We start from the raw sequence: 23,393 nt of genomic DNA, 5'->3' as shown, positions 1-23,393 counted from the left end.
GCCTTCTTTTTCTTAACGTTTGTTTTTCAGGTAACGCTTGCGGCGATCTTCTTTACGTTTGGCTTTCTCTTCTGCCTTACGCGCAGCTTCAATTTCTACTTCAACCAGTTCCTGAGTGATCATTTCAGGGCGTTCCAGTGTTATTTGCCCCAGGATTCCACCACGAAGCTCGTGCAGAAGGATTTCTGAAGCTTTATGCAGGTCGACCCGGCCACCAGCACGCAGGGCACCGCGTTTGCGTCCGATGGTTTCCATCAGCTCAATATCAGTTTCCGGCATATCTTCAATCTGGTAGCGCTCCTGAAGCTTCTCAGGGTAAGCCTGTGCCAGGTATTCAACGGTATAGAAAGCGACTTCGTCATATTCCATCGCGGTATCTTTCACCGCACCGGTAGCGGCAAGACGGAAACCACTGTGTGGGTTTTCCACTTTAGGCCACAGGATCCCCGGGGTATCAGACAGTACGATGCCATTTTGCAGATTGATGCGCTGCTGGCGACGGGTAACTGCTGGCTGGTTACCGGTTTGAGCAATGGTGCGGCCCGCCAGGGTGTTGATGATGGTGGATTTACCGACGTTCGGGATCCCCATGATCATTGTGCGGATGTTCTTACCGATTTCTTCGCGATGCGGGGCCAGTTTACGGCACAGCTCCAGGATCTTATTCACTTCGCTCTGGTTGGAGGTGGTTACCGCCATGGCCTTAACGTTGTTTTCTTTTTCAAGGTGCTCAATCCAAAGCTGGGTCATTTCAGGATCGGCCAGGTCACGCTTGTTCAGAACTTTGACTACCGGCTTGTCGCCGCGCAGTTCAGAGATCATCGGGTTTTCGCTGCTGAACGGGATACGTGCATCGAGGACTTCGATGATCACGTCTACCTGAGGAATAGCTTCTTCGATCTCTTTTCGGGCCTTGTGCATGTGGCCAGGAAACCATTGAATGGACATAGTGATACCTTGGAACAAATGATTTGCGCTCATTGTAAGGTTTAGAGCGAAGGAGTAAAGCGCTTATCCGGCCCGGTCCGGATTAAGCGGTGAAATTCTGACTAAACTCAGCTCTCCTGACGCTTGAAAAATCCGGGATACTTCTTACGAAGGTAGAGCTGCTCTTTGGTCATACGCTTCAGGGAAGGACCTGTACTGAGCTGAATGACGGCTTCACTGAGATCGAGGCGCAGGGTGTGGCCTTCAATTTCCACGACTTCGCCGTCGTGAAAACGGATGTTGCCCCGAATCGGGATGCCCGGGCTGAATGCGTGCAGTTCGTTAAACAGAATGCGCATGCCGTGCTCTGAAATCTCGCAAACAGTAAAGCGGCGGTCCATCAGCTTCGCTATCGGGCGTTCGTCTTGCGGGTAGCGCAGGCGGTAGTATTTTCTTCTCTGTCGTTCCATATTGACTGTATCAGAAGGAGGCTTTCATTGAGACTATAGCATCAGACGTAAGTTTCTGAAAATCTGGCGTTACATAGCCTGGGAATATGCAGGCATCCGGCTCAGGCTATTTGCTGCTGAGGATGGGCAATGCCTGGCTGAAGTGGCGCTGGCTTTGCAAGATGATAGCCCTGAAACATATCGATACTCAGTGCTGCCATCCGGTCAAACTGTTCTCTGGTCTCAATGCCTTCAATAACTGTTTTTGCTCCGGCTTTAGCGGCGGTTTTGAGGGCAGATAAAAGCGGGTGGCAGTCACCAAGCATAAAGCGGTTGAGCAGGTGGCGGTCAATCTTCACGATCTCCGGGCAGAGCAGTTGCACCCGCTCTTCGTTTGAAGCGTGGCTGCCGTAGTCATCAACGGCTATCTCACAGCCGTTGTTGTGGATAAGCGTCTGAATCCGGGACAGCAGTCCGGTTTCCCTTACTTCCAGTTCAACAAATTCCATTACCAGTTGATGGCTGTTAAGGTTGAGCTGACGCAGATACTCGCAGATGGAGTTATCCTGTTCTTCGTGGAGCAGATTCTGCGCAGGTTCCGGCAAAACGTTAAGAAACAGCTTGAGCTCGTGATAATGCGACTGAGAAAAGTTAAGGATGTGCATGGTACGGCTCAGTGTTTCAATAGCCACTCGGAGCCTGGACGGGTAGAGCCGGGTATGGAAAAAGGTGTCAGGGCGGATTTCTTCTCCGTCCGGGCCTTTGAGGCGAAGCAGCGCTTCAGCGCCAATGATCTGCTGATCTGCGTTAAAAATTGGCTGAAAAACGCTGCGCAGGCGATAACCGGCATACAAAGCCGTGTATTCACCCTGGGCGTTTTGCGTCAGGCAGTTTTTAAATCGCTTAAATCCAGACAGAGCCATACTTACCAATTACAAAAATTAAAAACAGAATTATAAATAAAGTTCATTGCCGTTTTCTGATTTTGGTCAATTTTTCATTAATGCTTCTGTTTTGCTTTATTCATGAGCCTGATGTTCATTACATCCGGTTGCTTATCAAAATACCAGAAAGAGTGGAATGTTTTTAATATAGCTGAGAGAAGTTAAATTAAAAGTTACTATTAATTATGTGGTTAAGTGGTGCGCGTGATGTCACAATGTTCAATATGAGTATATTACTGTAACTGTTTATTATCGGTTTCCGGTCGCAGTTTTATAGTCTTAATTTGATTTTTATCGCAAATGTAAATAGTGATTCAGGGAATGAATCGAACTATTGAACTCGGATTGGTAAATAGTCTGAGCCGATCAATTCAGAATCATAAACTAATTGTTTTTCACTAACTGTATGATAGTAATTAATGAACTCAGGTTAACCCGACATAATTCGATTACGCAATTTGAGCTGATTAATTAAGTAATTTCACCTGATATAGACGGTTTTAGGCCTGAGTGTATGTTCCACTCGATGATGGAGTAGAGCTGAATGTATTTTTTAACCCGGCGCTCACCACTGGGTTGTGGAAGTGGGTGCGCATGTCTGACGTAACAGGGACTTAAGTGGAAGAAGTCATCAAGATCCTGGCGAAGTGAACGTTCACAGGGTTGCAGGTTAACGCCCTGCTGGCGATAAACTGAGGTATCTTCGGGAAGTTCCCCGTACCACCAGGCATAGAGTTCGCGGCTTGATTTGTTGCGGCTAAACCAGTGGTCGCCGATGACGACCAGCAGATCACTGGGCTGAATGGCCCAGCCGTATTCCTGTTGCCACATTTGAATGTCTTCAAGGATGTTGTTACGGCAGCTGTTGGTTGCGCTTACCAGATGGTGGCTGTGTACCCAAACTGTGCCAATGTCTGAACTGACCCTGAAATGAAAAGGTTGGGCAGGTGCGGGATACCAGTCAAGTGACTCGAAGCTGCTGGCATGGCCGTAAAGGGTAAAGGTACTGGCCATGCGCCTGGCAAATGCCAGGCCAAGGTGATGGTCGCTCATTCCACGGTTGTGCACGGTAGGATAGTGACGCTGACACAGTTGATGACAGTCAGTCCTAAACTCGTGAAGTCCTTGTACTACGATGTCTTTTAACAATTCATCACTCCATGATGAAACAGATTCGCGGCTGTGGTCAGCCTGGTTTGCTCAGGGAGAGCCAGCGGGTAAGCTTCTGTTTTCTGAAACTGAGCAGCCATAATGCAATGCAAAGATAGATAACAGGCTCTGCCGGGGCTGACTTAACAGACCAAAGATAATGGATTGGTACCAGCAGTGCAGTGAGATAAATCCAATTATGCAACGCTTGCCACGTTTTTCCCATTTTGCGCATTATCATTTTAAATGACGTGAGGGCCAGCAGGGCCAGGATGATCCAGGAAACAGCGCCGATGACCAGATAAGGGCGGGAGGTGATTTCATCAAACAGCAGGTCGACACGTAAGTCCAGATCAAGAACCAGATAAGCGCTCAGGTGAAGGGCAGCCCAGCCAAAACTGTACAGCCCGGTCACGCGGCGACACTGTATCAGCCACCCGGACCGAAACCGGCGAATAAGCGGTGTAATACACAGAGTGGCGAGCAGGCCATTGAGTGCGGCTTTGCCGGTGAAGTGGATAACCTCATCGACAGGCTCTGCGCCAAGGTTTCCGTTCAAAACCGACGTTATCAGCCATGCCAGCGCCGCCAGATGGACGGTATGAATTACCAGTTTTAGTGCAACAACCCGCTTCATATCAGTAGTTCCGCGACAGATCGAGCCCGGTGTATAGCCGGGCGACTTCATCCTGGTAGCCGTTAAACATCAGCGTATCCTGGCGGCGCGAGCCAAAAAGGGAACCTTCGCCAATAAAGCGCTCTGTAGCCTGACTCCAGCGCGGATGGTCAACGTTGGGATTTACGTTGGCATAAAATCCGTATTCATGCGGGGCGAGTTTGTTCCATGTATTCACCGGCTGAGCTTCAGTAAGCACAATATTGACAATGGATTTGATGCTTTTAAACCCGTATTTCCACGGCACCATTAACCGCAAAGGTGCACCGTTTTGGGGGGCGAGCGTTTTCCCGTAAAGACCCACCACGATCAGGGTCAGCGGATGCATTGCCTCTTCAATGGTCAGGCCTTCGGTATAGGGGTAGTCGATGCCCCCGCCAATCCGGGACGATTTTTGCCCTGGCATTTGCTCCGGGTCATACAGAGTCTGAAACGCAACATATCTGGCATCGCCGGTGGGACGGGCTTTTTCAAGCAGTTTATGCAATGGAAATCCTATCCATGGTACGTTCATGGACCAGGCTTCAACGCAACGAAACCGGTAGATACGCTCTTCGAGTGGCAGGCTGGTCAGGATATCGTCGTAGTCCAGTATCAGGGGGCGGTGGACTTTTCCTGAAACTTTGACTTCCCACGGATTAGTTACAAAGTTACCGGCATTCTCGGCGGGCATGTGTTTGGCCGTGCCAAATTCATAGAAATTATTATAAGTCAGTATCTTAGATTCTGGGGTAAGGGAAAGGCCACTATCAGATAAAGGGGAGCTTACGGTATTAAGCGGCTCACGTTTATCTGTTGGCAGCGGTTTTGCGTCATCGGTTTTGGTGAACAGGTCAAACAGACTGGCGTGAGCTGAGTGTGCCACCGGTGCTGTGGCTGCCAGCAGACCGAGTTTCTTTAGTAATTCCCGTCGCTGGTGGTAAACATCCGGCGGGGTGGTTTGGTTTTCTTTGAGCTGCCATGACCGGATCATCTTTATCAGCATCTTTTAACTCCTGGTAAGATACACCATACTGGTATTTGATTCAGACCCGGCCGGATTACATTTTCTTTCAGGGAGCTCAGAGTGAAAATTGAAATAGAACGAAATAAGAAGCAGGCACTGGTCACCGACCTTCAGCGCTATCTGGCTGATGAACTGGACACTGACCTTGGGCAGTTCGATGCTGAGTTCCTGTTTGACTTTATCACTGAAAAGTTTGCCCCGGTGTACTTCAACGAAGGGCTGGCCGCCGCTCAAAAAGTGTTTGAGCGGCGTATGGCAGATGTGGCAGATGAGCTGTATGAGATTGAAATGGAGGAAAAAACCTGATTTTTCCTTTTGAAACGACTGTCATTTTTACAGTGTAAATTTCTCTCGTTGTGATCTGCAGTCAGAAAATAACGAGAATGATTTCGATTATGTTCTAAAATTTTGAATGACTCTTTCGACCCGGGGCGGTGTTGTTACTCCGCCAGGGCAGAGATACTGAGATCATCAGTTTTGGTAATGGTCATCAAAAAATATGAACAAACCCACCCCTTCACATTATCACCCGCTGTCCAGATGGATTCACTGGATATCTGCCATCGTCGTTACCGGCATGTTTGTCGTTGGTATCTGGATGGTGGAGCTGACCTATTACAGTCCCTGGTATAAAACCGCGCCGGACTGGCATCGTTCAATTGGTATCTTACTTGCGGTATTAACCCTGGTTCGCCTTGTCTGGAAGACAGTATCCGGCGCACCAAAGACCGAAGGTAAGCGCTGGGAAATTGCTGCGGCGGTTTCCGTTCACCACCTGATGTATCTGTTACTCATCGTGCTGTTTGTCTCCGGCTACCTGATCTCAACCGCAGACGGACGTGGCATTTTGGTATTTAACTGGTTTGAAGTGCCTGGTGCAGGTGAGCTGTTCAAAGGCCAGGCCGATACAGCGGGCAGGGTACATTTTTACGCGGCATGGAGCCTGATTGGTCTCGCCGTTATCCATGCGTTAGCCGCGCTGAAACATCACTTTATAGACAAGGACAACACCTTAAGGAAAATGACAGGAGCAGGACAATGAAAAAGGTTTTAACAGCAATAGCACTGGCGGGGGCATTCGCACTGCCGGTACAGGCCGCAGACTATATGATCGATACCCGCGGCGCTCATGCTTCGGTGAACTTTAAAGTCAGCCATCTGGGCTACAGCTATATTAAAGGGCGTTTTAACACCTTTAGCGGCACTTTCTCGTTTGACCCGAAAGACGTTGAGGCATCCAAAGTCAGCGTGACGGTCGATACTACCAGTCTGGACTCTAACCATGCCGAGCGTGATAAACATATTCGCAGCAGTGATTTTATTGATGCAGGCAAATACGGACAGGCGTCGTTTACCAGTACCAAAGTGGTAGACAAAGGCAATGGCATGATGACGATTCATGGCGACCTGTCTCTGCACGGACAGACCAAACCGATTGAGATTGAAGCCAAATTGATTGGCGAAGGTAAAGATCCCTGGGGTGGTCAGCGCGCCGGCTTTGAAGGCAGCACCCGGCTGGAACTGGCGGATTTCAACATTGCGGTGATGGGAACCTCCAGCTATGTGGATATGGAACTGCACATTGAAGGGGTCCGTAAATAATTCGCGGTAAACAGCTTTGAACAGCAGAAAGCAAAAACCCCGCCGGTGGAATGCCGGCGGGGTTTTGCATCGTTTATCAGCACACGTTGTCTGTTATGCGATTTCCAGACTTGCGCGGGTTTCGGTAATACCCTGGTCACCATATACAGCGCGCAGTGAGCGCATTACATCCATACGGCTCAGGGTACCAACAAAGGTCTCGCCATCAAGAACAGGGTAGCTCTTCGGACGGTTGTGCTTCAGGGTTTTTGCACGTTCTTCCAGAGACAGGGTGTTGAAACTGGTTGCAATGCCCATGCTGGTGGTTGGGTAAAGCTGCTCTTTGTCCAGACAGATGTACTCTGCGATGTTAACCAGTTTGTCGTTAGCGTCCAGTGCCATTACATCACGGCTCATCAGGTCGACAACTTTCTGGCCCTGTACCGGGATGTAGTCCTGACACCACAGTTCAACCAGTACATCATGGATTGAGAAGAAACCAACCAGGCGACCATTTTTATCGGTAACCGCAGCGCCCTGAAGGTTCAGACCCATCAGTGAATCTACTGCTGTTTCAACCGGCATATCTGCCTGCAGTGAGAAAGCCGGGCCATTTAGCAGTGCTTTGATAGTAGTGTTGGTATCCATAGTAGTTTCCTTAATTAAAGACGTTGTTAGTGTGCTGGTAATTGGTGTTGCTTGTGTTGCTTTAAGTTGCGGGCGACGGTAGATAGACCAGTTTGACAGGCCTACCAGGACCGCGCCGCCAACGATGTTGCCGAAGGTTACCGGGATCAGGTTGGCAGTAATAAACTGTGTCCAGTTCAGATCCGCATATTGTGCCGGGGTTGCGCCTACCTGAGTCCAGAACTCAGCCGGAGCCAGAGTCTGAATTGCGATGCCCAGTGGCACCATAAACATGTTGGCTACGCAGTGCTCAAAACCACTGCTGACGAACATGGCAACTGGCAGGATAAGCATGGCGGCTTTGGTCATCGCATTGCTTGCGCTGAATGACAGCCAGATAGCCAGACAAACCAGCAGGTTACACAGCACGCCAAGGGCAAAAGCCTGACCCGGAGTGTGGTGAAGTTTATGTTGAGCGATGTTCAGGGCGTTCAGGCCCCACTGACCGTGGTCAAGCTGATACAGGCCAGCCAGAGTCACCAGACCCAGCAGAAACAGGGCACCCAGGAAGTTACCCAGATAAACCTTGCCCCAGATGGACAGCATCTTTTTCACGCTGATTTCGCGATTGGCCAGTGCGATAGAAGACAGTACCGTACTGGTGAACAACTCACCCCCGCCGATAACAATCAGAATAAGGCCAAGGCTGAATGCGATACCGCCTGCCATCCGGCTGATACCCCAGCCAATCTGACTGCTGCCGGTAGTCACGGTAATGTAAAACAGGAATGCGATACCGATAAATACACCGGCCATCATCGCCAGGCTGATGGTCATGCTGGTGGATTTGCTGGTTTTACTCAGCGCATATTGCTCAGCTTCGCCCATCATGTCATACGGCGCGATATAGGGTTTGAAGTTTGACTCAGATGTTGCCATCGTTGCTCCTTCGACTTGCGTTCATTTAAAAAGTCTCAAAAATGCCAATCCAGTTGGCTGAATGTGAATCCGCTTTGCTTATCTGCGGTTCCATTTCAGATTAGCGACCTGATGCCTGTGAATAAAATTGATTATTTCAAGGAACCGTATCAGTTTTCTTGATAAGAAATAGATTGCAGGTAAAATGATTGCTGATCACAACGATGTGGATGGCATAAGGAACGCGATCGCGATGAGGTATTCACTCAAACAACTCGCAGTGTTTGACGCTGTAGCAGACAGTGGCAGTGTCAGCCAGGCGGCCGACAAACTGGCCCTGACCCAGTCAGCAACCAGTATGTCTCTGGCTCAGCTTGAGAAAATGTTAGGACGCCCGCTGTTTGAGCGGCAGGGCAAGCGTATGATGCTGACACACTGGGGCGTATGGTTACGTCCTAAAGCAAAGAAGCTGCTTCAGGATGCCCAACAGATAGAAATGGGTTTTTACGATCAGCATTTATTGAGTGGTGAGATACGGATATGCGCCAGCCAGACGCCGGCAGAGCATCTGGTTCCGGACCTTATCAGTATTATTGATAATGATTTTCCCGAGATGCGCATTTCACTTAACGTGGAAAGTTCGTGCAAAGTGATTGAAGGGGTGATCGATTATCAGTTCGACCTTGGGATCATTGAGGGCCGCTGTGATGACAGCCGGGTTCATCAGGAAGAGTGGTGCCGTGACTATTTGACGGTAGTAGCTGCGGCACACCACCCGTATGCAAGACAGGAAAGGGTCAGTATGGCTCAGCTGGAACAGGCGAAATGGGTATTGCGGGAACATGGATCAGGCACCCGCAATATTTTTGATAGCAACATTCATCATCTTATATCCGACCTTGATGTATGGCGTGAGTACGAACACGTACCGGTACTGCGTGCCATGGTGGCAAACGGCCCATACCTGAGCTGTCTGCCATTTCTCGATGTGGAGCGTTTTATCTCCAGCGGTGAACTGGTGGAGCTGAACGTGCCGGAACTCAAAATGGACCGTACCCTGTCGTTTATCTGGCGGGCAGATATGGTTGAAAACCCGCTGGCGGACTGTATTAAACGCGAAGGCATGCGGATGATGAAAGGGCGTTCAAGCCACCTGCAGCGATAGCACTGCAGCAACTCTCCCTACAGGCCGCATCCGCGGCCTGTTTATTTACACTCCCCGTTGGGAAAGCGATTGCGTTATCAGTTTGATGAAATACAGCCTGTATGGGTACATCGGGATGTGACAAGGGTCGCATGCAGTTGCAGATCTGGCCGGTAAACTCCACAGTCTTTTATGTCAGGGAGTCAACTATGAGCGTATTGTTTGCTATCGCGCTAACGACCGGTATCCTTTCCGGCCTGTGGGGCTGGGTGTCTGTTTCACTTGGCCTTTTAACCTGGGCTGGCTTTTTGGGCTGTACCGGTTATTTCGCGTCGCCAAAAGATGGCCTTACCGGCCTTGCGTCCACTATGCTGACTAACCTGTCTGGTGTTTTTTGGGCGATGGTTATCATCCATGGCTCTTCGTTTGTTTCCCTGGATATTCTTGGCTTCGTTATTACCGCATTTGTGGCTTTCGCAATGTGTATTCAGGCTAAGCAGCATTGGCTGGGCTACATTCCTGGTACTTTCATTGGTTCCTGCGCTACATTTGCTGCGGACGGAAACTGGAAACTGGTGGTACCGTCTCTGATCGTGGGTGCGATTTTTGGTTACCTGATGAAGGCCAGCGGCCTGTGGTTGCATGCCCGGTTTGAGCGCCCTGAAGAGAATGTTTCAGCAGAAACAGAAACTGCATAACGCTGCATAAGAAAAACTGATAGGCTGAATAAACAGGCCGCGCATTACTGCGCGGCCTGTTTCGTTTGTATCGTTAAAAGGGGTCATGTATTGCCATTCGCCATGTTCACCACCCGTTTAAGTGTCCAGCGGATCAGCAGCGGGATATGGTCAGGGCCCTGTTCCTCAATATGGCTGACGATAGCCAGCGCCAGATCAGGCTTGGCGTATTTCTTCAGTGCCCGGTTGATGACTTTTTTGGCTGGGATAGGGTGGTCAATCGGGATCTTGACCATTCTCTTGAAGAACTCCTCCATACCATGGTGATAGAGGAAGTGCTCGATGTCTTTATCCGGCAGTTCGGTCAGGCGGTGACGCTCCTGGTCTCCATGAAGCAGGTTACGCACCGAGTGGGCGTATTTTTTACCGGCTGCATCGCCATCGGTCACAACGTGCCAGTCGATAGAGAAAGATTGTGCGACTTTCACCAGTGATTTCAGTCCGGACTGGGCAAACTCAACAATCTGAACGCCTTCTGCGGCGAGGTTGTAGTCACACAGCCTCGCCAGTTCATTAAACAGCCAGACTTCCGTTTCTCCTTCTACCAGCAGCCAGCAGCGTGCAAACAGCGCACTGGAGCGGTGGAAGCGGATATGAAAACCGATTCGGCGCAGTTCGTCATCACCAAACTTTCTCGGCGGAATGGCAAACGCAACGGTGCGGTTGGACTGACGGGTAAGTCGGCGGATGCTTGCCAGCGGTACTGCACCGAGCAGGTCGCCACTGTTGGTGGTCAGAATTTTTTGCATCGGCAGGAGCTGGAAGATACTCCAGGCGCGGATAAGGTGCGTCGGGTGCAGACGGCCTTCCGGATCTTCAATGATCAGAATAGGACGGGCGCAGCGCCGCAGCGTTGTGGGTCCCTTGGCCTGCAGGAAGCCACTTAACAGGCCCATCAGAAGCAGGCGGGTCTGTTTGTTGTTACCGCGCTCAGCCATTTGCACCAGCGCATTTTTGTCGCTGTTGGCATTACCAAAAAAGATCCGGTCACGCTGCTTGCGCGGGTTACTGCGGGACTGTCCGTTAACATTGAAGTAGTGCTCAACCAGGTTCTGCATCGATTCCAGACTGCTGCGCATCTCACCTTTATTTACGTGGCCGGGCATGGCGAGCAATCTTCGTGAAGTGTTGGCGATGCGTTTTTCCATTCGCAGATCAGGATGGTCATCACCGGGCAGACGCTGCTGGCGCCTTGCATCACGCAGGCGGATCACAGGGTGCAGTGCCATCAGCTCCTGGGCCAGTTTTTCACTGTGGTGCAGTTGGAGCGGGTTGCCCTGCTGGTCAAGAAAGTCGTAACTGGTGGTGATTTTATACTGGTCCCGGGTTCCGCTTAACCGGTAGATCACCCGTTTTACACCATCTTCGTCTTCTGTCCATACCGGTCTCAGCCTGCGATAGCGACCAGCTTTTTCTTCTCCGTCAATACTGGTTTTCCAGGTCAGGATGATCTGCAGGTGCTGGGTCTGCGGGTGAGAAATGGCGTAATCAACGTGAAAGTCCTGCATTACCAGCTGATAGGGCTCGCAGTCACTGGGCAGCGCAATGGAAAGGGCGTCGAGCAATGAAGACTTACCCCAGGTATTTTCCCCGATAAGAGTCGTGAGCTCTGCAAACGACAGCGATAGTCGCTGAATTCCACGAAAGCCGGAAATGTCGATCCGTTCTAACTGCATAGGGTATCTCCGTACTGTCTCGGCTGACCGGCAGACCTTCTGGCCGGGATAAGTGTTGTCTGACAGGCGCAGGCTTCAGGAATGGTTTGAAATCTGCTTTGTGGTCGGGGAAGGTTGCACTTTGACAAACAACGGCCGGGATCGGCGAAATCAACCTGTTTAATTAAAGCTTATACGATATATCAGCAAAGTGGGTGCTAATGGGATCACAAACTTGCAGTGGCAGATTCTGACTGCTGCTTTCCTGTTCATCTTTCTGTCATCCGTCGCGCTCTATGATAAACTGCAGAAAAGAGAAGAAGATATATGATGAAGAATAATAATAAACCCGCAGCGCTGACCATAGCGCATATCAACGATACCCACTCCTATTTTGAACCAAGCACCATTCAGTTGCATTTAAACGTCAACGGCAAGCAGGTATCTCCGTTTATCAGTATTGGTGGCTTTGCCCGGATTGCGAACCGGCTGGAGCAGCTTCGCAGTAAGGCCGGCTCCCTGGGCAGGCGTTTTTTGTTTCTCCACGCCGGGGATTGTTTCCAGGGCACCCTGTATTACTCATTGTTTAAAGGCCGGGCAAACGCTGACATGCTCAATGCTCTTAAACCGGACGCCATGGCGGTGGGTAATCATGAGCTGGATATGGGCAATGCCCCGGTGGCTGATTTCCTTGACCGGATTGAGTTTCCTCTGATCGCGAGTAACTGGGACCTGAGTACCGAAAGTTCATCACAGAAAAATCCGCTGTCAACCAAAGGTCACCTGCATTCCTACCTGACGGAGCAGGGGCACGGCAGCTGGCTGACATTTGACGCAGATGGTGAGCCTGTAGCCCTGTTTGCCCTGTCACTGGATAAAATGACCGAGATTTCTAACCCTGATCCGGATACTCCGTTTCTCGGCGCCAAAATGGTGGCGGAGCAGACCATTGCTGCCATTCACCAGGCCGGTATCAACAAGATCATCCTGCTCAGTCACCTGGGTTACGATGAAGATCAGAAACTGGCAGAGGAAGTCGATGGCATCAGCCTGATTGTAGGCGGTCATTCTCATCAGCTGCAGGGGGACTTTACTGCGTTGGGTTTCCCGCTTCAGGATCCTTATGGCATTGAAGTGAATGATACCCGTATTGTTCAGGCGGGTTGCTACGCGCAGTTTATGGGCCATTGTGAAATTGACTTTGACTCAGACGGAAAAGTCATCCGTTTTGAGGGCTGCAATGAACTTTTGGCAGGCAGACGCCTCGGGATGGATGCCAGTCTTGAGGAGCTGGTGGATGACAGCGTTTATGACCAGACGCAGCAGGCCATATATGCGCACCCGAACGTGGTACGCTGCACCAAAGATCCGAAAGTTAAAGCGTTGCTTGATGATAAGTACAGGCCTGAAGTCCGGGAAATCAAAACCCGGGTCGTGGGGCACCTGCCTTATAAGCTTCGCCACGTGCGCATTCCGGATGATGTTGGTCCGAGCCAGTTGGGCCCGCTCGTCGCAAAATCCTTCTGGTACAAGATGAATCAGGAAGGACATAAGGTTCAGTTTGCGGTGCATAATGCAGGTGGGGTGCGTAACTCTCTGTCGGCAGGGAATGTCACTGTGGACGATGTGGCGGGTAAGATTTTGCCGTTTGCCATACCGGTTGGGGTGTATGAGCTCACCGGCGCTTATCTTCGCGATATGCTGGAAGGGGCGATCAATAACGCGCTGGGTAATGGTGTGAATGGTACCGGCTCTGGCAGTTATCCATACGCTCACAATCTCTGCTTTGACTATCTTGCTGATGCGCCTGCCGGTCAGCGTATTGCGCGGCTGGAAATCTGTCTGGACGGAGACTGGCAGCCGGTTGAGGATGAGCGAATTTATACCGGAAGTTCAACGGCTTATACGATGAAAGGTAAAGAAGGGTATCACGCTATCCTGAATGCCAGTGAGAGCCAGTTCAGCAGCTATTCGATGGCTGACTGCTTTATTACCCTGCTTCAGGAGCAGCCTGAGCTGTTCGCCTGATGTTACTGAGAACGGGGTCTGAGCCGTTTTTGGGCAGTAGCTGGCACATAACTTGCTATATCCAATGCGAGAGATGATTCATTGTCTTAAGCAATTGGGAGAGAACCATGTGGAGCAAAGACCTTGTTGACACCTTAATGGTTTGTGTTTGGGTATTTGCCTGGTCCGCGCTGGTGTATCTGATGCCGATGGCTGGTATTTAGTACATCAGTCTGCGACGTTTTACCGGGCGCCTGAACGGGGTCATCAAAAAAGGAGTGTGATTTCACACTCCTTTTTCATGCATGAGATTCGGGATACGAGATTTCAGAGAGCGAGACCAGAATTTCTCGTCACTTATCACTCGCTTCCCGTTTCTTCACTATTTAAACCGTGCTTTACGCATCCGGTTCAGGGTTGCCATGATATCCAGTACACGTGGCTTGGCGAGATCGCCGTGGACAGGCATGGCTTGATGCCACTCTTTGGTGTCCAGCATGGCATGGAACGCTTTAGCCGGATTTTTACTCCAGCCAGGCTGCTGGGCAAGCTGGAACCAGGTCCAGCCGATGGCGTGCAGTTCTGAGCTGCTCTCCAGCTGTTCCAGCGCTGATACGTCTACCGATTCTTTACCAAAGCGAAGGCCGTTGACATCACGGGCTGTAATGCGGAATTTACCTTCAGCAAGAATGGCCTGCAGGCATGCCGTTTCAAACTGGCGCGGTGCAAAGGAAGCCAGAGGCTGCTCGGTCTCCTGCTGACGCTGGCTTGGATGCTGCGCAATCACTTCACGGGCCTTTTCAGTCACATCCTGAGGCTGGTAATCGTGCATCTGAATCACGGTGTCTGCAACATCCAGATAGTCACCGGACCCCCCCATAACGACCAGGGTTGAGATCTCCATTTCATCGCGAAGCTGACCGATACGGTCTACCAGTGGTGTGATTGGCTCATCGCCTTTGGCAACCAGCGCCTGCATTCGCTCATCACGGATCATGAAGTTGGTCGCTGAGGTATCTTCGTCAATCAGCAGGGCACGTGCACCCGCTTCAATGGACTCCTGCAGCCAGGCTGCCTGAGAGGTAGAGCCAGATGCGTCCTGAGTTGAGAAGTTTTCAGTATCACGACCCTGTGGCAGGTGATTGATGTAGTTAGACAGGTTCAGGTTGTGAACGCAGCGGCCGTCTTCGGCGCGGATTTTCATCGCCTGTGCGTCGGTCACGATCAGTTCGCGGCCATCGCCCGGAATGTGGTCATAGACCGAACGTTCGACTGCATTCAGCAGGGTAGATTTACCGTGGAAACCGCCACCGACGATCAGGGTGATCCCTTTTGGAATGCCAAGGCCACGCACTTTACCTTGGTTAGGGGTATCCAGTTCAACGGCCAGTGATTCCGGTGCAGTAAAGGCGACAGCATCGCTCATTGGCAGGTCGCTGTTACCGGCTTTACGTGGCAGGATGCTGCCATCACCCACAAAGGCCACCAGGCTGTGCGCAGCAAGCTGCCCGCGCAGGGCTACCTGATCTTCAATCGCGGCGCAGTGTGCTTTAAGCTCGTCAATATCCAGCTCACGGTGAATGGTCGAGCGGCGGATGAACTTTGGCAGGTGGAAAGTCAGCATGTTGATGGCTTTCTTGCCCAGAATGGTACGGCCGTCAGCCGGCAGATCAACCTTAAAGCGAAGTTCAATACCGTGGTCAGTAAACAGCACTGCAGTGTGGTCAAGGACGGTTTGGCCGGTCAGTGAGATGGTGATCAGGTTGTCACCGGCAGCAAAACGGGCAAAAGCGCGGGCAATGTAGTCGCGCGCCGCAATCTGGTAAGCCGGTGATTCATCACGCAGCCACTCAAGGCCGGTCAGGGACCAGGCGCGGGTGGCACGCATGCGTGAGGGTGGTGCATACGGATCAGCCTGAATGGTGTCGATGTGCAGGGTGAAATCATCGAAGTCGTAGCTGCCTTTGATTTGCTGGTAGCTGCGGTAGTTCTTTTTTTCGATTTTTTTCAGGTTTGCGATTAACTGGTCCATATCACGTCTTGTATCGTTTGGAATTGGCCGCAGATTATAGGTAACTCACCGGGCTTAGGCAAAATTATTATCAGTTACTGCGCGTATTTACCCTGTAGAGCTTGTTGACCCCCGGGGCAGTGCTTTGCCTGGTGGCTTATGTTGCCTGAGCAGTTTTTCAAACTCTTGGCGGCACATTGGTTTGCCGTACAGGTAGCCCTGGCCATAGTCGCATCCTTCATCAAGTATGAAAGCTTCCTGCTCTTTGGTCTCAATACCTTCCATTACCACTTTGAGTTTCAGTTTGCGGGCGACATGAATGATGGAGCGGACTATCTCCTGGTCCTGCTGATTGCCGGTGATCTGGTTGATAAAACTTTTGTCGATTTTGATGCAGTCGAAGGGGTACTTTTTCAGATAGCTGAATGACGAGTAGCCTGTGCCAAAATCATCCAGAGACAGGGTGATCCCAAGCTCATGCAGTGCGCGCAATGTTTGGCCTGCCAGGTATTCGTCGGCGATCAGGCTGGACTCGGTCACTTCGATCTCCAGACATTGTGGCGGCATGTGGTAAGTATCAAGCAGGTGCCTGAGCTGGGAAACAAAATTCTTATCCCTCAGCTGCACGGTAGAGACGTTAACCGCGATGATAAAGTCAGGGTGGTCTGCAACCCAGTCGGCAGCCTGCTCGATGGCAGTGCGCAGCACGTAGTTGCCTACTTCAAAGATCAGTCCGTTTTGCTCAGCCATGTGGATCAGAGAGTCGTTCGATACCTGACCCAGAAACGGGTGGTTCCAGCGCAGCAGAGCTTCTGCACCCAGCAGTTTTCGGCTTGAAGGATCTACTTTGGGCTGGAAAAACAACACCAGGTGATCATTGCGCACTGCCTGAAGAAGGTAGCTCTCCAGCTGATTCTGCGCCGGGGAAGTGCTCTCACTGCTTTGGTAGTAGGCGTACTTTTTTCCGTTATCCCGGCAAACCAGCATGGCTTCGTTCGCGTGCTTGAGCATACTTTTGGCGCTGTCCGCATCCCCGGAAACTGAAATGCCGATAAACGCATGCAGGTGAACCGGATCATCATTGATATAGAACTCTTTGTGACTGATGTCGATCAGATGGTGGCAAAGAGACTCGATAATCCCTTCAGTGCTGTCACGCTCCAGCTCCAGGGCGAAGACAAGGTCGATGGTGGATGCACGGGCTGTCAGGGTATGCAGTGCCCGGATCTTTCCGACACGAAGGCGGTACTGTTTGAGCACGGCATCAAAGGCATCGTAGCTGTACTTGGCCTGGATACGCCGGCCGTTGGTAAACCCGACGTGGACAAAAACCAGGTTATGGCGTGTTTCGTGTAACCGGCTGAAGATGGCCTGTGTTTGATCGATAAAAGCCCCCCGGTTCAGAAAACCGGTGCCGAGGTCGTGGGTCTGCTGGTAGACGACTTTTTTTTCGGCGGCTTTTCGCTTGTTGATTTCGGTGCAGAGGGAATAGTTGAGGCTGGCAAGGTCATTAGTGCGGCTGACGACACGTTGTTTGAGTTCCTGATTGGCGTTTTCCAGTTGCTGGTGCTGGTAGAGCAGAGCGAGCTGTGCTTCAACGGATATCCGGAATGAATCGACCAACTGGCGTATGGTGTCGGTGAACACGTTTTGCCGGTTGTCCAGAATGCAGATGGTTCCGAAGGGTTCACCGGTCGGCCAGTTGAGTGGCATACCGTAGTAAGCCACCATACCAAGTTTGATGTCCGGATTATCTTTCCAGAGTTCATCCTCCGGAGCGTAGGGAACACACAGCGGAGACTGGTTTTCAATCACGGCTTCACAGTACAGCCCGTTGCCCAGTGGCTCGCTGTCCCCTCTGTGATAGGGGCTGTCTTCTGAAACGTTACCGACAATCACTTCCATGGAGTCGCGGTTACGGCGCATGATAAGGCCGGAAGGCACCTGGCCAAGGGTAGCCATCAGGGAGACAATTTGCTGCCAGCCATCGAGCATATAGTCAGGTATTGTTATAGAGTGAGTATTGATTCTGCTCATGTGGTGGAAATCCTTTCCTTCTGGCATCCATGCCAGCAGTGCTGACGGGTATATATTTCAGTATATACCCGTTTATTCACGTTGAGTCAGGTTAGCATATCGATCGCCTGTTTCGTCTCGTGCGCGAGAAAGTCTCAGGGCGTGAGTTCAGTCAGAACATCATAAGGAACACGCTGATCGTAATTAACCTCTTCGAACCCGAATCCGTTCAGGGCCAGGAAGTCTGATTTGTATCCGTCGTAGTCACCGATAAGACGGAAGTTTTCTTCGTTCATCTCGCTCATCAGAGCTTTGACCCGTGCCTGTACCTGAGGATCGAGCTCAAATTCATCAATCCGGATAAGGCGTTCAGCGTCTACTGGCGTGACGCCGTCACAATAGAGCCGATCCCTGAACAGCCGCTGCATCTGCTCGATGCATCCTTCATGGGTGCCTTTCTCTTTCATGACCCGGAACAGCGCCAGCATGTATGGGGTAAAAGCCGGGATAAACACGCTGGCTTTGGTGACCAGTGCTTTACACACCGCTGCATACGCACCGCCACCGTACTGTGACAGCTTCAGGTTCAGTGAATGACTGGTTTGGTGCAGGTCTATCTTGGCGTGCCCAAGGGTACCATCCAGATAAATCGGGTGAGTGATGTCGGAGCCGATATAAGAAAAAGCGACCGTCTGACAGCCGTGGGCGATGGAGTCAGAGTTGATCAGGGTATCAATCCAGTTCTCCCAGTCTTCGCCACCCATGACTTTGACGGTATCTGCCAGTTCCTGGTCGCTGGCCGGGTCGATGTGGCTTTCTACCCAGGTATCGGTATCGAGCAGGATAGTAGCGCCGGCTACGGGCTTTTTCATCGGCTTGATGGTGGATTGCCAGAAATCATCACTGCCTGGCTTGCGGCGGAAGCCTGCGGCCAGGCTGTAGATTACCAGATCGACTTCACCTTCGAAATAAGTCTCGATGGCTTCGATGACCTGATTGCGTACAGCCGGAGTGTAGGCATCACCAATAATATTGATCGCTTTGCGCCCGGCTTTTTCGGCTTCCTGTTTAAAAAAGATGTTGTTGTACCAGCCAGCGGTGCCAGTGCCTGTTTCTGAGGGGCCTTTTTCAAAAGAAACGCCAATGGTGTCTGCCTGAGCACCACCAAAGGTGAGTGCAATACGGGATGCCAGCCCAAAGCCGGATGAAGCGCCGATAATCAGAACGCGTTTTGGGGAGGTCTGCACAGGCGTGGCGCTTTTTACAAATTCAATCTGACGACGAATGGCGGCCTGGCAGCCGAAAGGATGGGCAGAGCGTGCCACCACTCCTTTGATGACGGGTTCGATGATCATTCAAATTTCCTTATTGAACCTTTTACCAAAGCGCATTTTATCGGGATGCGCTCTGTGATGCATTGAGCTGGAACAGGTTAGTGAAAAAACAATGGCTTTGCTGAATAGTGGCTTATTGACTGAGATACGGGGCCAGCTGCTTTGCCATAAATCCGGCAATCCATGGCTGGGCCTGGGGTTTGGGGTGCAGGCCGTCGCTCATCATCCATTCGGGTTTAAGCAGTACGTGCTCAAGGAAGAAGGGAACCAGCGGTACATTCGAAGCTTCAGCTGTTTCCGGATAGAGGGAGAAAAACAGTTCACTGTATCGTTTACCATAGTTGGGCGGCATACGGATTTGCATCAGGATCGGATCGGCACTGGCCTGCCTGCTCAGTGCGATTAGCCTGTTCAGGTTTGAGCGAATTTTTTTGGGCGGGAATCCACGCAGGCCATCGTTGGCACCAAGCTCAATCAACACCCAGTCCGGCTGGTGGGTTGCAAGCAACCCGGGCAGTCGAGATAGACCATTACCTGTGGTATCGCCGGAGATACTGCCATTAATAACACGGATGTTAATCTTCTGTTCAGCGAGTTTGTCTGATAATAGTGACGGCCAGCTCTGTTCTGCGGGCATTCCGTACCCCGCGCTTAAACTATCGCCTAGAATTAACAGAGTCTTAGCCGAAGTCAGTGAAGAGAACAACACAAGAACAATCGAAAGGATGCGTATCATGCCAACCCCAGTATTAAGTGCAAAATCCGTTACCAAACAAGTTACTACTAATCAGGAGCAGTTAACAATCCTGGATGGGGTTAATTTGTCGGTTTGTGAGGGTGAGTCGGTTGCCATTGTCGGGGTTTCCGGAGCGGGCAAATCCACCCTGATGACGCTGCTGGCAGGGCTTGATACCCCAACTCAGGGAGAGATCGAGCTGCTCGGAAAGCCGCTGTCTCAGCTTGATGATGAGCAAAGGGCTGAGCTGAGAAGTCACTCGGTGGGTTTTGTTTTTCAGAGTTTCCTGCTTATTCCCACGTTAACCGCTCTGGAAAATGTCACCCTGCCATGTTTGCTTAAAGGGGAGCCGGAAGATAACGACAGGGGCAATAAACTGCTTGAACTGGTCGGGCTGGGTCATCGCGGGGGTCATTTGCCGGGGCAGTTGTCCGGTGGCGAGCAGCAGCGGGTCGCACTGGCGCGGGCCTTTATGATAGGGCCCCGGATTTTGTTTGCTGATGAGCCGACCGGAAACCTGGACCAGCAAACGGCGTTAAAAGTCATCGGGCAGCTGTTTACGTTAAACCGCGATCACGGAACCACGCTGATTCTTGTTACTCATGACAGTGAGCTGGCTTCCCGGTGCGATCGGGTATTGCATATGCAGGGCGGAAAACTGGAGCAGCAGTTATGAGTGGGTATTTCCCGGCCAGACAGCTGGTCCGCTGGAGTTGGCGCGAGATAAGACATGGCCAGCTCTGGCCAATCATTTCTGCGGTTACCCTGATTGTTGCAAGTGTATTTGCACTTTCAGCACTCGCGACCCGGCTTGAACAGGTGGTGGTGAAACAGGGCCGCGATGCACTGACGGCGGATGTGGTGTTTGATTCATCTAACCCGTTGCCTCCCGTACTGGTCAGTGGCGCGCAGCAGCCGGGACTGGTATCCAGTCGCATGACACGTTTTGCGACCATGGCCTTCAGTGATGAGCAGATGCAGCTCGTCACCATCAAAGCGGTAGACAGCTTCTTTCCACTCCGCGGAGAACTCTTGTTAGAGGGGCGTGATGCCGGTGCGCATGTCAGTCCAGGGGAGCTTTGGCTGGACCCCAGGATCATGCAGAGCCTGGAAGTGAAGGTGGGTGACGTTGTCACTGTGGGCGATGCAGATATGACCATTACCGGGGAAATCCTTCAGGAGCCGGGTTTGTCATTTAATCCGTTCCGCCAGATGCCGACGGCATACATCCATCAGCAGGATATAGAGGCGACCGGGGCGCTGCAACTGGGCAGCCGGATCCGCTTTTTGCTCTATCTGACCGGAGATGAAGCCAGCCTGAATTCACTGAAGCAGCAAACAGAGCTGACGCCGAGTGACCGCTGGCGGGATCAGTCGAGTCAGAGCCGGAGCTCAGATATTTTTAACCGCACGACTCAGTACCTGTCTCTTACCGTTGCGATCGTGATACTGATGGCGGCCACCACTCTGGTGCTGACCTGTCAGAATTATGTGGCAAGCCGTGCACGAACCATTGCCATGCTGAAAAGTCTCGGAGCCAGCCGGGCCTGGCTGCGCCGCTGGTTGTGGCTGCAGGTCACTATTTTGTTTGCTCTTGGCACAGCCGCCGGGCTGGGTCTTGGCGTTGTGCTTGAAAACGCGCTGCGGCTTCCGCTGGTCGATCTGCTGCCGGATCCACTTCCAGGTTACGGCGTCACTCCTTTACTGTCGGCGCTGGCCACCTGCGCCCTGATCGCACTGCCTGCGCTGGGGATACCGTTAATTAAGCTTTTGTACACGCCAGCCATGAGTGTGCTTCAGGAACAGGCAGGGCAAAATGCTCGCTGGGCGTGGAGCCTGGTCCTGTTTCCGCTCGCAGCTATGCTGTGGGCGTACTCCGATAACCTGTTCGTCTGGCTTATCGCCGCAGGTATGGCCGCACTGTTTATTTTGCTGGCGCTGGTGAGTCTGGTAATGGTCAGGCTTATTAAAAAACTTCCGCTGCCAACCGCGGCGCGCCTCGCCCTGATGCGGATAACACGCAGTGGTTATGCCAGTGGGGTGCAGTTTGGTGCACTCGCATTATCTCTGATGTTGCTGGCAATTGTCTGGCTGGTCAGAACCGATCTTCTTACCGACTGGCAGAGAACGCTTCCGGCTGATGCACCGAACGTGTTTGCGCTCAATATCGCTGACTATGAACGTCAGGATTATCTCGCGCAAATCGACAGTCAGGCGCTCAACCGTTCTGACGCGTATCCGATTGTCAGGGGGCGGATCAACCAGATTAACGGTCAGCCGGCAAAAGAGTACGCCAGCCGCAATGGTGAACCTTCGACCGATGCGCTAAGAAGGGAGCTGAACTTCACCTGGGCGGAAAGCCTGCCGGATTATAACGAAGTCCTGGCCGGGCAGTGGCGCGGAGAAAACAGCGTATCGGTAGAAGCGGAGGTGGCCGAAGAGCTGGGTATTGAAACTGGCGATACGCTGGGTTTTGTGATCAACAGCCAGGTAGTGAACGCAAGAGTCGATACCATTCGACGCGTCGAGTGGCGCGATATGAAGCCCAATTTCTATTTTATTTTCTCGCCGGATGTGCTCGCTTCAGTACCTTCGACGTATCTGGTGAGTTTCAGGGTAGAGGACACTCACAATGCGTTTCTCAATCAGCTGGCGCGGGCGTTTCCTACTGTCAGCCTGTTAGATGTAAGAAGCATGGGCGAAAAAATCCAGCAGTTGCTGGAACAGATTGTCTGGGCCATTACTTTGCTGGCTATGCTTGGCGTGGTTGCAGGCATATTGCTTATATTTACCCTGTTGCGTCTCAGTCTGAATCAGCGCCAGCAGGAGTTTCGTCTCTACCGGACACTTGGCGCGTCCAGAAAGCGTATTACCAGAACGATCTGGAGTGAATACGGTATTATGGCGGCAGTGGCTGGTATCGTGGCCGCCGTTGGTGCTGAGGTGAGTGTGGGAGCTATTATGCATATGGGATTTGAAATCCCGGCACAGTTGCATCCATTGATGTGGCTGATGCTGCCAGTGTCAACATTTATGATTTTGTCAGTAGTTCTTAACACTTTGATTAAACGTTTATTAATTCCGGTGAATAAAGCTGGCTGACAGAACTGTGAATAACTCAGACGCAGTTATCCACAAAATCGGTGGATAAATTCTTGGATAACTTTTTTGTGGATAACCCCGGATTCGCCCTGAAGCCAGCAGTCACCGGTGATCGGCAAACCGGGTTATTCACACCGGTTTATACCCGGCGTTTTGCCCAACTTCAGTCAAGGTTTTTTTTCGTTTTTTTAAGACTAAGGTTTAAGGGCAGAAGAGAGCGTTTTTGAAAATCTGCGTCGTATCAACTGAAGAATTACTTCATTGTTTTCCCGGTTGCTGTTGCATTTGTCTCTGCTGATGGAAAGTGGCAATAGACCTGCAAAAAATGTGATTTAATTCCCGCACCTTAGTCAGTAGAATGGCCGCCAGATTGC

At 51.4% G+C, this 23,393-nt stretch carries 21 protein-coding genes; 9 read left to right on the top strand and 12 right to left on the bottom strand.

Features of this window, described 5'->3' with window-relative positions; genetic code table 11:
* Positions 1-12 precede the first annotated feature (12 nt).
* From ylqF to ACVB80_RS01060, 3 genes are all read right to left on the bottom strand, one after another.
* A complete protein-coding gene (gene ylqF / locus ACVB80_RS01070) occupies positions 13-948 on the bottom strand; it encodes a ribosome biogenesis GTPase YlqF (RefSeq protein ID WP_481079402.1) in 936 nt (311 codons plus the stop codon).
* A 107-nt stretch (positions 949-1,055) separates the two neighbouring features.
* Positions 1,056-1,397, bottom strand: a complete 342-nt coding sequence (locus ACVB80_RS01065; protein ID WP_481079401.1) for a PilZ domain-containing protein — start codon at positions 1,395-1,397, stop codon at positions 1,056-1,058.
* Positions 1,398-1,498: 101 nt separating this feature from the next.
* Complete coding sequence (locus tag ACVB80_RS01060) at positions 1,499-2,167, bottom strand: EAL domain-containing protein (protein WP_481079903.1); 669 nt, start codon at positions 2,165-2,167, stop codon at positions 1,499-1,501.
* On the opposite strand from ACVB80_RS01060, the gene ACVB80_RS01055 reads away from it, so the two are divergent.
* Entirely contained in the window at positions 2,096-2,335 is a 240-nt protein-coding gene (locus ACVB80_RS01055; protein ID WP_481079915.1) for a hypothetical protein, read from the top strand. The genes ACVB80_RS01060 and ACVB80_RS01055 overlap by 72 nt on opposite strands.
* A 456-nt stretch (positions 2,336-2,791) precedes the next feature.
* Here ACVB80_RS01055 and ACVB80_RS01050 read toward each other — a convergent pair whose 3' ends face one another.
* The 3 genes from ACVB80_RS01050 to msrP are packed head-to-tail and all read right to left on the bottom strand — an operon-like array spanning position 2,792 to position 5,130.
* Complete coding sequence (locus tag ACVB80_RS01050; protein ID WP_481079400.1) at positions 2,792-3,469, bottom strand: hypothetical protein; 678 nt, start codon at positions 3,467-3,469, stop codon at positions 2,792-2,794.
* 37 nt (positions 3,470-3,506) lie between these two features.
* On the bottom strand, positions 3,507-4,106 hold the full coding sequence (gene msrQ / locus ACVB80_RS01045) for a protein-methionine-sulfoxide reductase heme-binding subunit MsrQ (protein ID WP_481079399.1): 600 nt from the start codon (positions 4,104-4,106) through the stop codon (positions 3,507-3,509).
* Between the two features lies 1 nt (position 4,107).
* Positions 4,108-5,130, bottom strand: a complete 1,023-nt coding sequence (gene msrP, locus ACVB80_RS01040) for a protein-methionine-sulfoxide reductase catalytic subunit MsrP (RefSeq protein ID WP_481079398.1) — start codon at positions 5,128-5,130, stop codon at positions 4,108-4,110.
* 81 nt (positions 5,131-5,211) lie between these two features.
* On the opposite strand from msrP, the gene ACVB80_RS01035 reads away from it, so the two are divergent.
* The 3 genes from ACVB80_RS01035 (at position 5,212) to ACVB80_RS01025 (ending at position 6,753) form a co-directional block, all read left to right on the top strand.
* The gene (locus tag ACVB80_RS01035; RefSeq protein WP_481079397.1) at positions 5,212-5,457 is read left to right on the top strand and encodes a DUF2164 domain-containing protein; all 246 of its coding nucleotides are present in this window, start codon (positions 5,212-5,214) and stop codon (positions 5,455-5,457) included.
* A gap of 193 nt (positions 5,458-5,650) precedes the next feature.
* Positions 5,651-6,193, top strand: coding sequence for a cytochrome b (locus tag ACVB80_RS01030; protein ID WP_481079396.1), 543 nt, complete (start codon positions 5,651-5,653; stop codon positions 6,191-6,193).
* Complete coding sequence (locus ACVB80_RS01025; RefSeq protein ID WP_481079395.1) at positions 6,190-6,753, top strand: YceI family protein; 564 nt, start codon at positions 6,190-6,192, stop codon at positions 6,751-6,753. The genes ACVB80_RS01030 and ACVB80_RS01025 overlap by 4 nt, the downstream gene beginning before the upstream one ends.
* Before the next feature lie 93 nt (positions 6,754-6,846).
* On the opposite strand, the gene focA is transcribed toward ACVB80_RS01025, so the two are convergent.
* Entirely contained in the window at positions 6,847-8,298 is a 1,452-nt protein-coding gene (gene focA / locus ACVB80_RS01020; protein ID WP_481079394.1) for a formate transporter FocA, read from the bottom strand.
* A 232-nt stretch (positions 8,299-8,530) separates the two neighbouring features.
* On the opposite strand from focA, the gene ACVB80_RS01015 reads away from it, so the two are divergent.
* Positions 8,531-9,442 carry a LysR substrate-binding domain-containing protein gene (locus ACVB80_RS01015; RefSeq protein WP_481079902.1) on the top strand — a complete coding sequence of 304 codons (912 nt, stop codon included), beginning with the start codon at positions 8,531-8,533 and terminating at the stop codon, positions 9,440-9,442.
* Positions 9,443-9,630: 188 nt separating this feature from the next.
* Complete coding sequence (locus ACVB80_RS01010) at positions 9,631-10,119, top strand: DUF1097 domain-containing protein (RefSeq protein WP_481079393.1); 489 nt, start codon at positions 9,631-9,633, stop codon at positions 10,117-10,119.
* A gap of 83 nt (positions 10,120-10,202) precedes the next feature.
* Here ACVB80_RS01010 and ACVB80_RS01005 read toward each other — a convergent pair whose 3' ends face one another.
* Positions 10,203-11,834 (bottom strand): ATP-dependent endonuclease, encoded by a 1,632-nt coding sequence (locus ACVB80_RS01005; protein WP_481079392.1) that lies wholly within the window; start codon positions 11,832-11,834, stop codon positions 10,203-10,205.
* A gap of 309 nt (positions 11,835-12,143) precedes the next feature.
* Here ACVB80_RS01005 and ACVB80_RS01000 point away from each other — a divergent pair, with 309 nt between their 5' ends.
* On the top strand, positions 12,144-13,841 hold the full coding sequence (locus tag ACVB80_RS01000; protein ID WP_481079901.1) for a bifunctional metallophosphatase/5'-nucleotidase: 1,698 nt from the start codon (positions 12,144-12,146) through the stop codon (positions 13,839-13,841).
* A gap of 361 nt (positions 13,842-14,202) precedes the next feature.
* Here the strand turns inward: ACVB80_RS01000 and ACVB80_RS00995 are convergent, their stop codons facing one another.
* The 4 genes from ACVB80_RS00995 to tesA all read right to left on the bottom strand — a co-directional run bounded on the left by ACVB80_RS00995 (position 14,203) and on the right by tesA (position 19,917).
* A complete protein-coding gene (locus ACVB80_RS00995) occupies positions 14,203-15,852 on the bottom strand; it encodes a P-loop domain-containing protein (protein WP_481079391.1) in 1,650 nt (549 codons plus the stop codon).
* 87 nt (positions 15,853-15,939) lie between these two features.
* Positions 15,940-17,868: a bifunctional diguanylate cyclase/phosphodiesterase gene (locus ACVB80_RS00990; protein ID WP_481079390.1), complete on the bottom strand. Its 1,929-nt coding sequence runs from the start codon at positions 17,866-17,868 to the stop codon at positions 15,940-15,942.
* Between the two features lie 134 nt (positions 17,869-18,002).
* Positions 18,003-19,202, bottom strand: coding sequence for an enoyl-ACP reductase FabV (gene fabV, locus ACVB80_RS00985; protein WP_481079389.1), 1,200 nt, complete (start codon positions 19,200-19,202; stop codon positions 18,003-18,005).
* A 112-nt stretch (positions 19,203-19,314) separates the two neighbouring features.
* Positions 19,315-19,917, bottom strand: coding sequence for a multifunctional acyl-CoA thioesterase I/protease I/lysophospholipase L1 (gene tesA, locus ACVB80_RS00980; RefSeq protein ID WP_481079388.1), 603 nt, complete (start codon positions 19,915-19,917; stop codon positions 19,315-19,317).
* Here tesA and ACVB80_RS00975 point away from each other — a divergent pair.
* Positions 19,916-20,593 (top strand): ABC transporter ATP-binding protein, encoded by a 678-nt coding sequence (locus ACVB80_RS00975; RefSeq protein ID WP_481079387.1) that lies wholly within the window; start codon positions 19,916-19,918, stop codon positions 20,591-20,593. The two genes, tesA and ACVB80_RS00975, sit on opposite strands and share 2 nt — an antisense overlap.
* The gene (locus tag ACVB80_RS00970; protein WP_481079386.1) at positions 20,590-23,019 is read left to right on the top strand and encodes an ABC transporter permease; all 2,430 of its coding nucleotides are present in this window, start codon (positions 20,590-20,592) and stop codon (positions 23,017-23,019) included. The genes ACVB80_RS00975 and ACVB80_RS00970 overlap by 4 nt, the downstream gene beginning before the upstream one ends.
* Positions 23,020-23,393: the final 374 nt, after the last annotated feature.

The sequence above is a fragment of the Vibrio sp. 9-16B-A1 genome (assembly GCF_056726165.1).
Note: the sequence above shows the minus strand (reverse complement) of the source record. Positions and strands in the feature narration are given on the sequence as shown.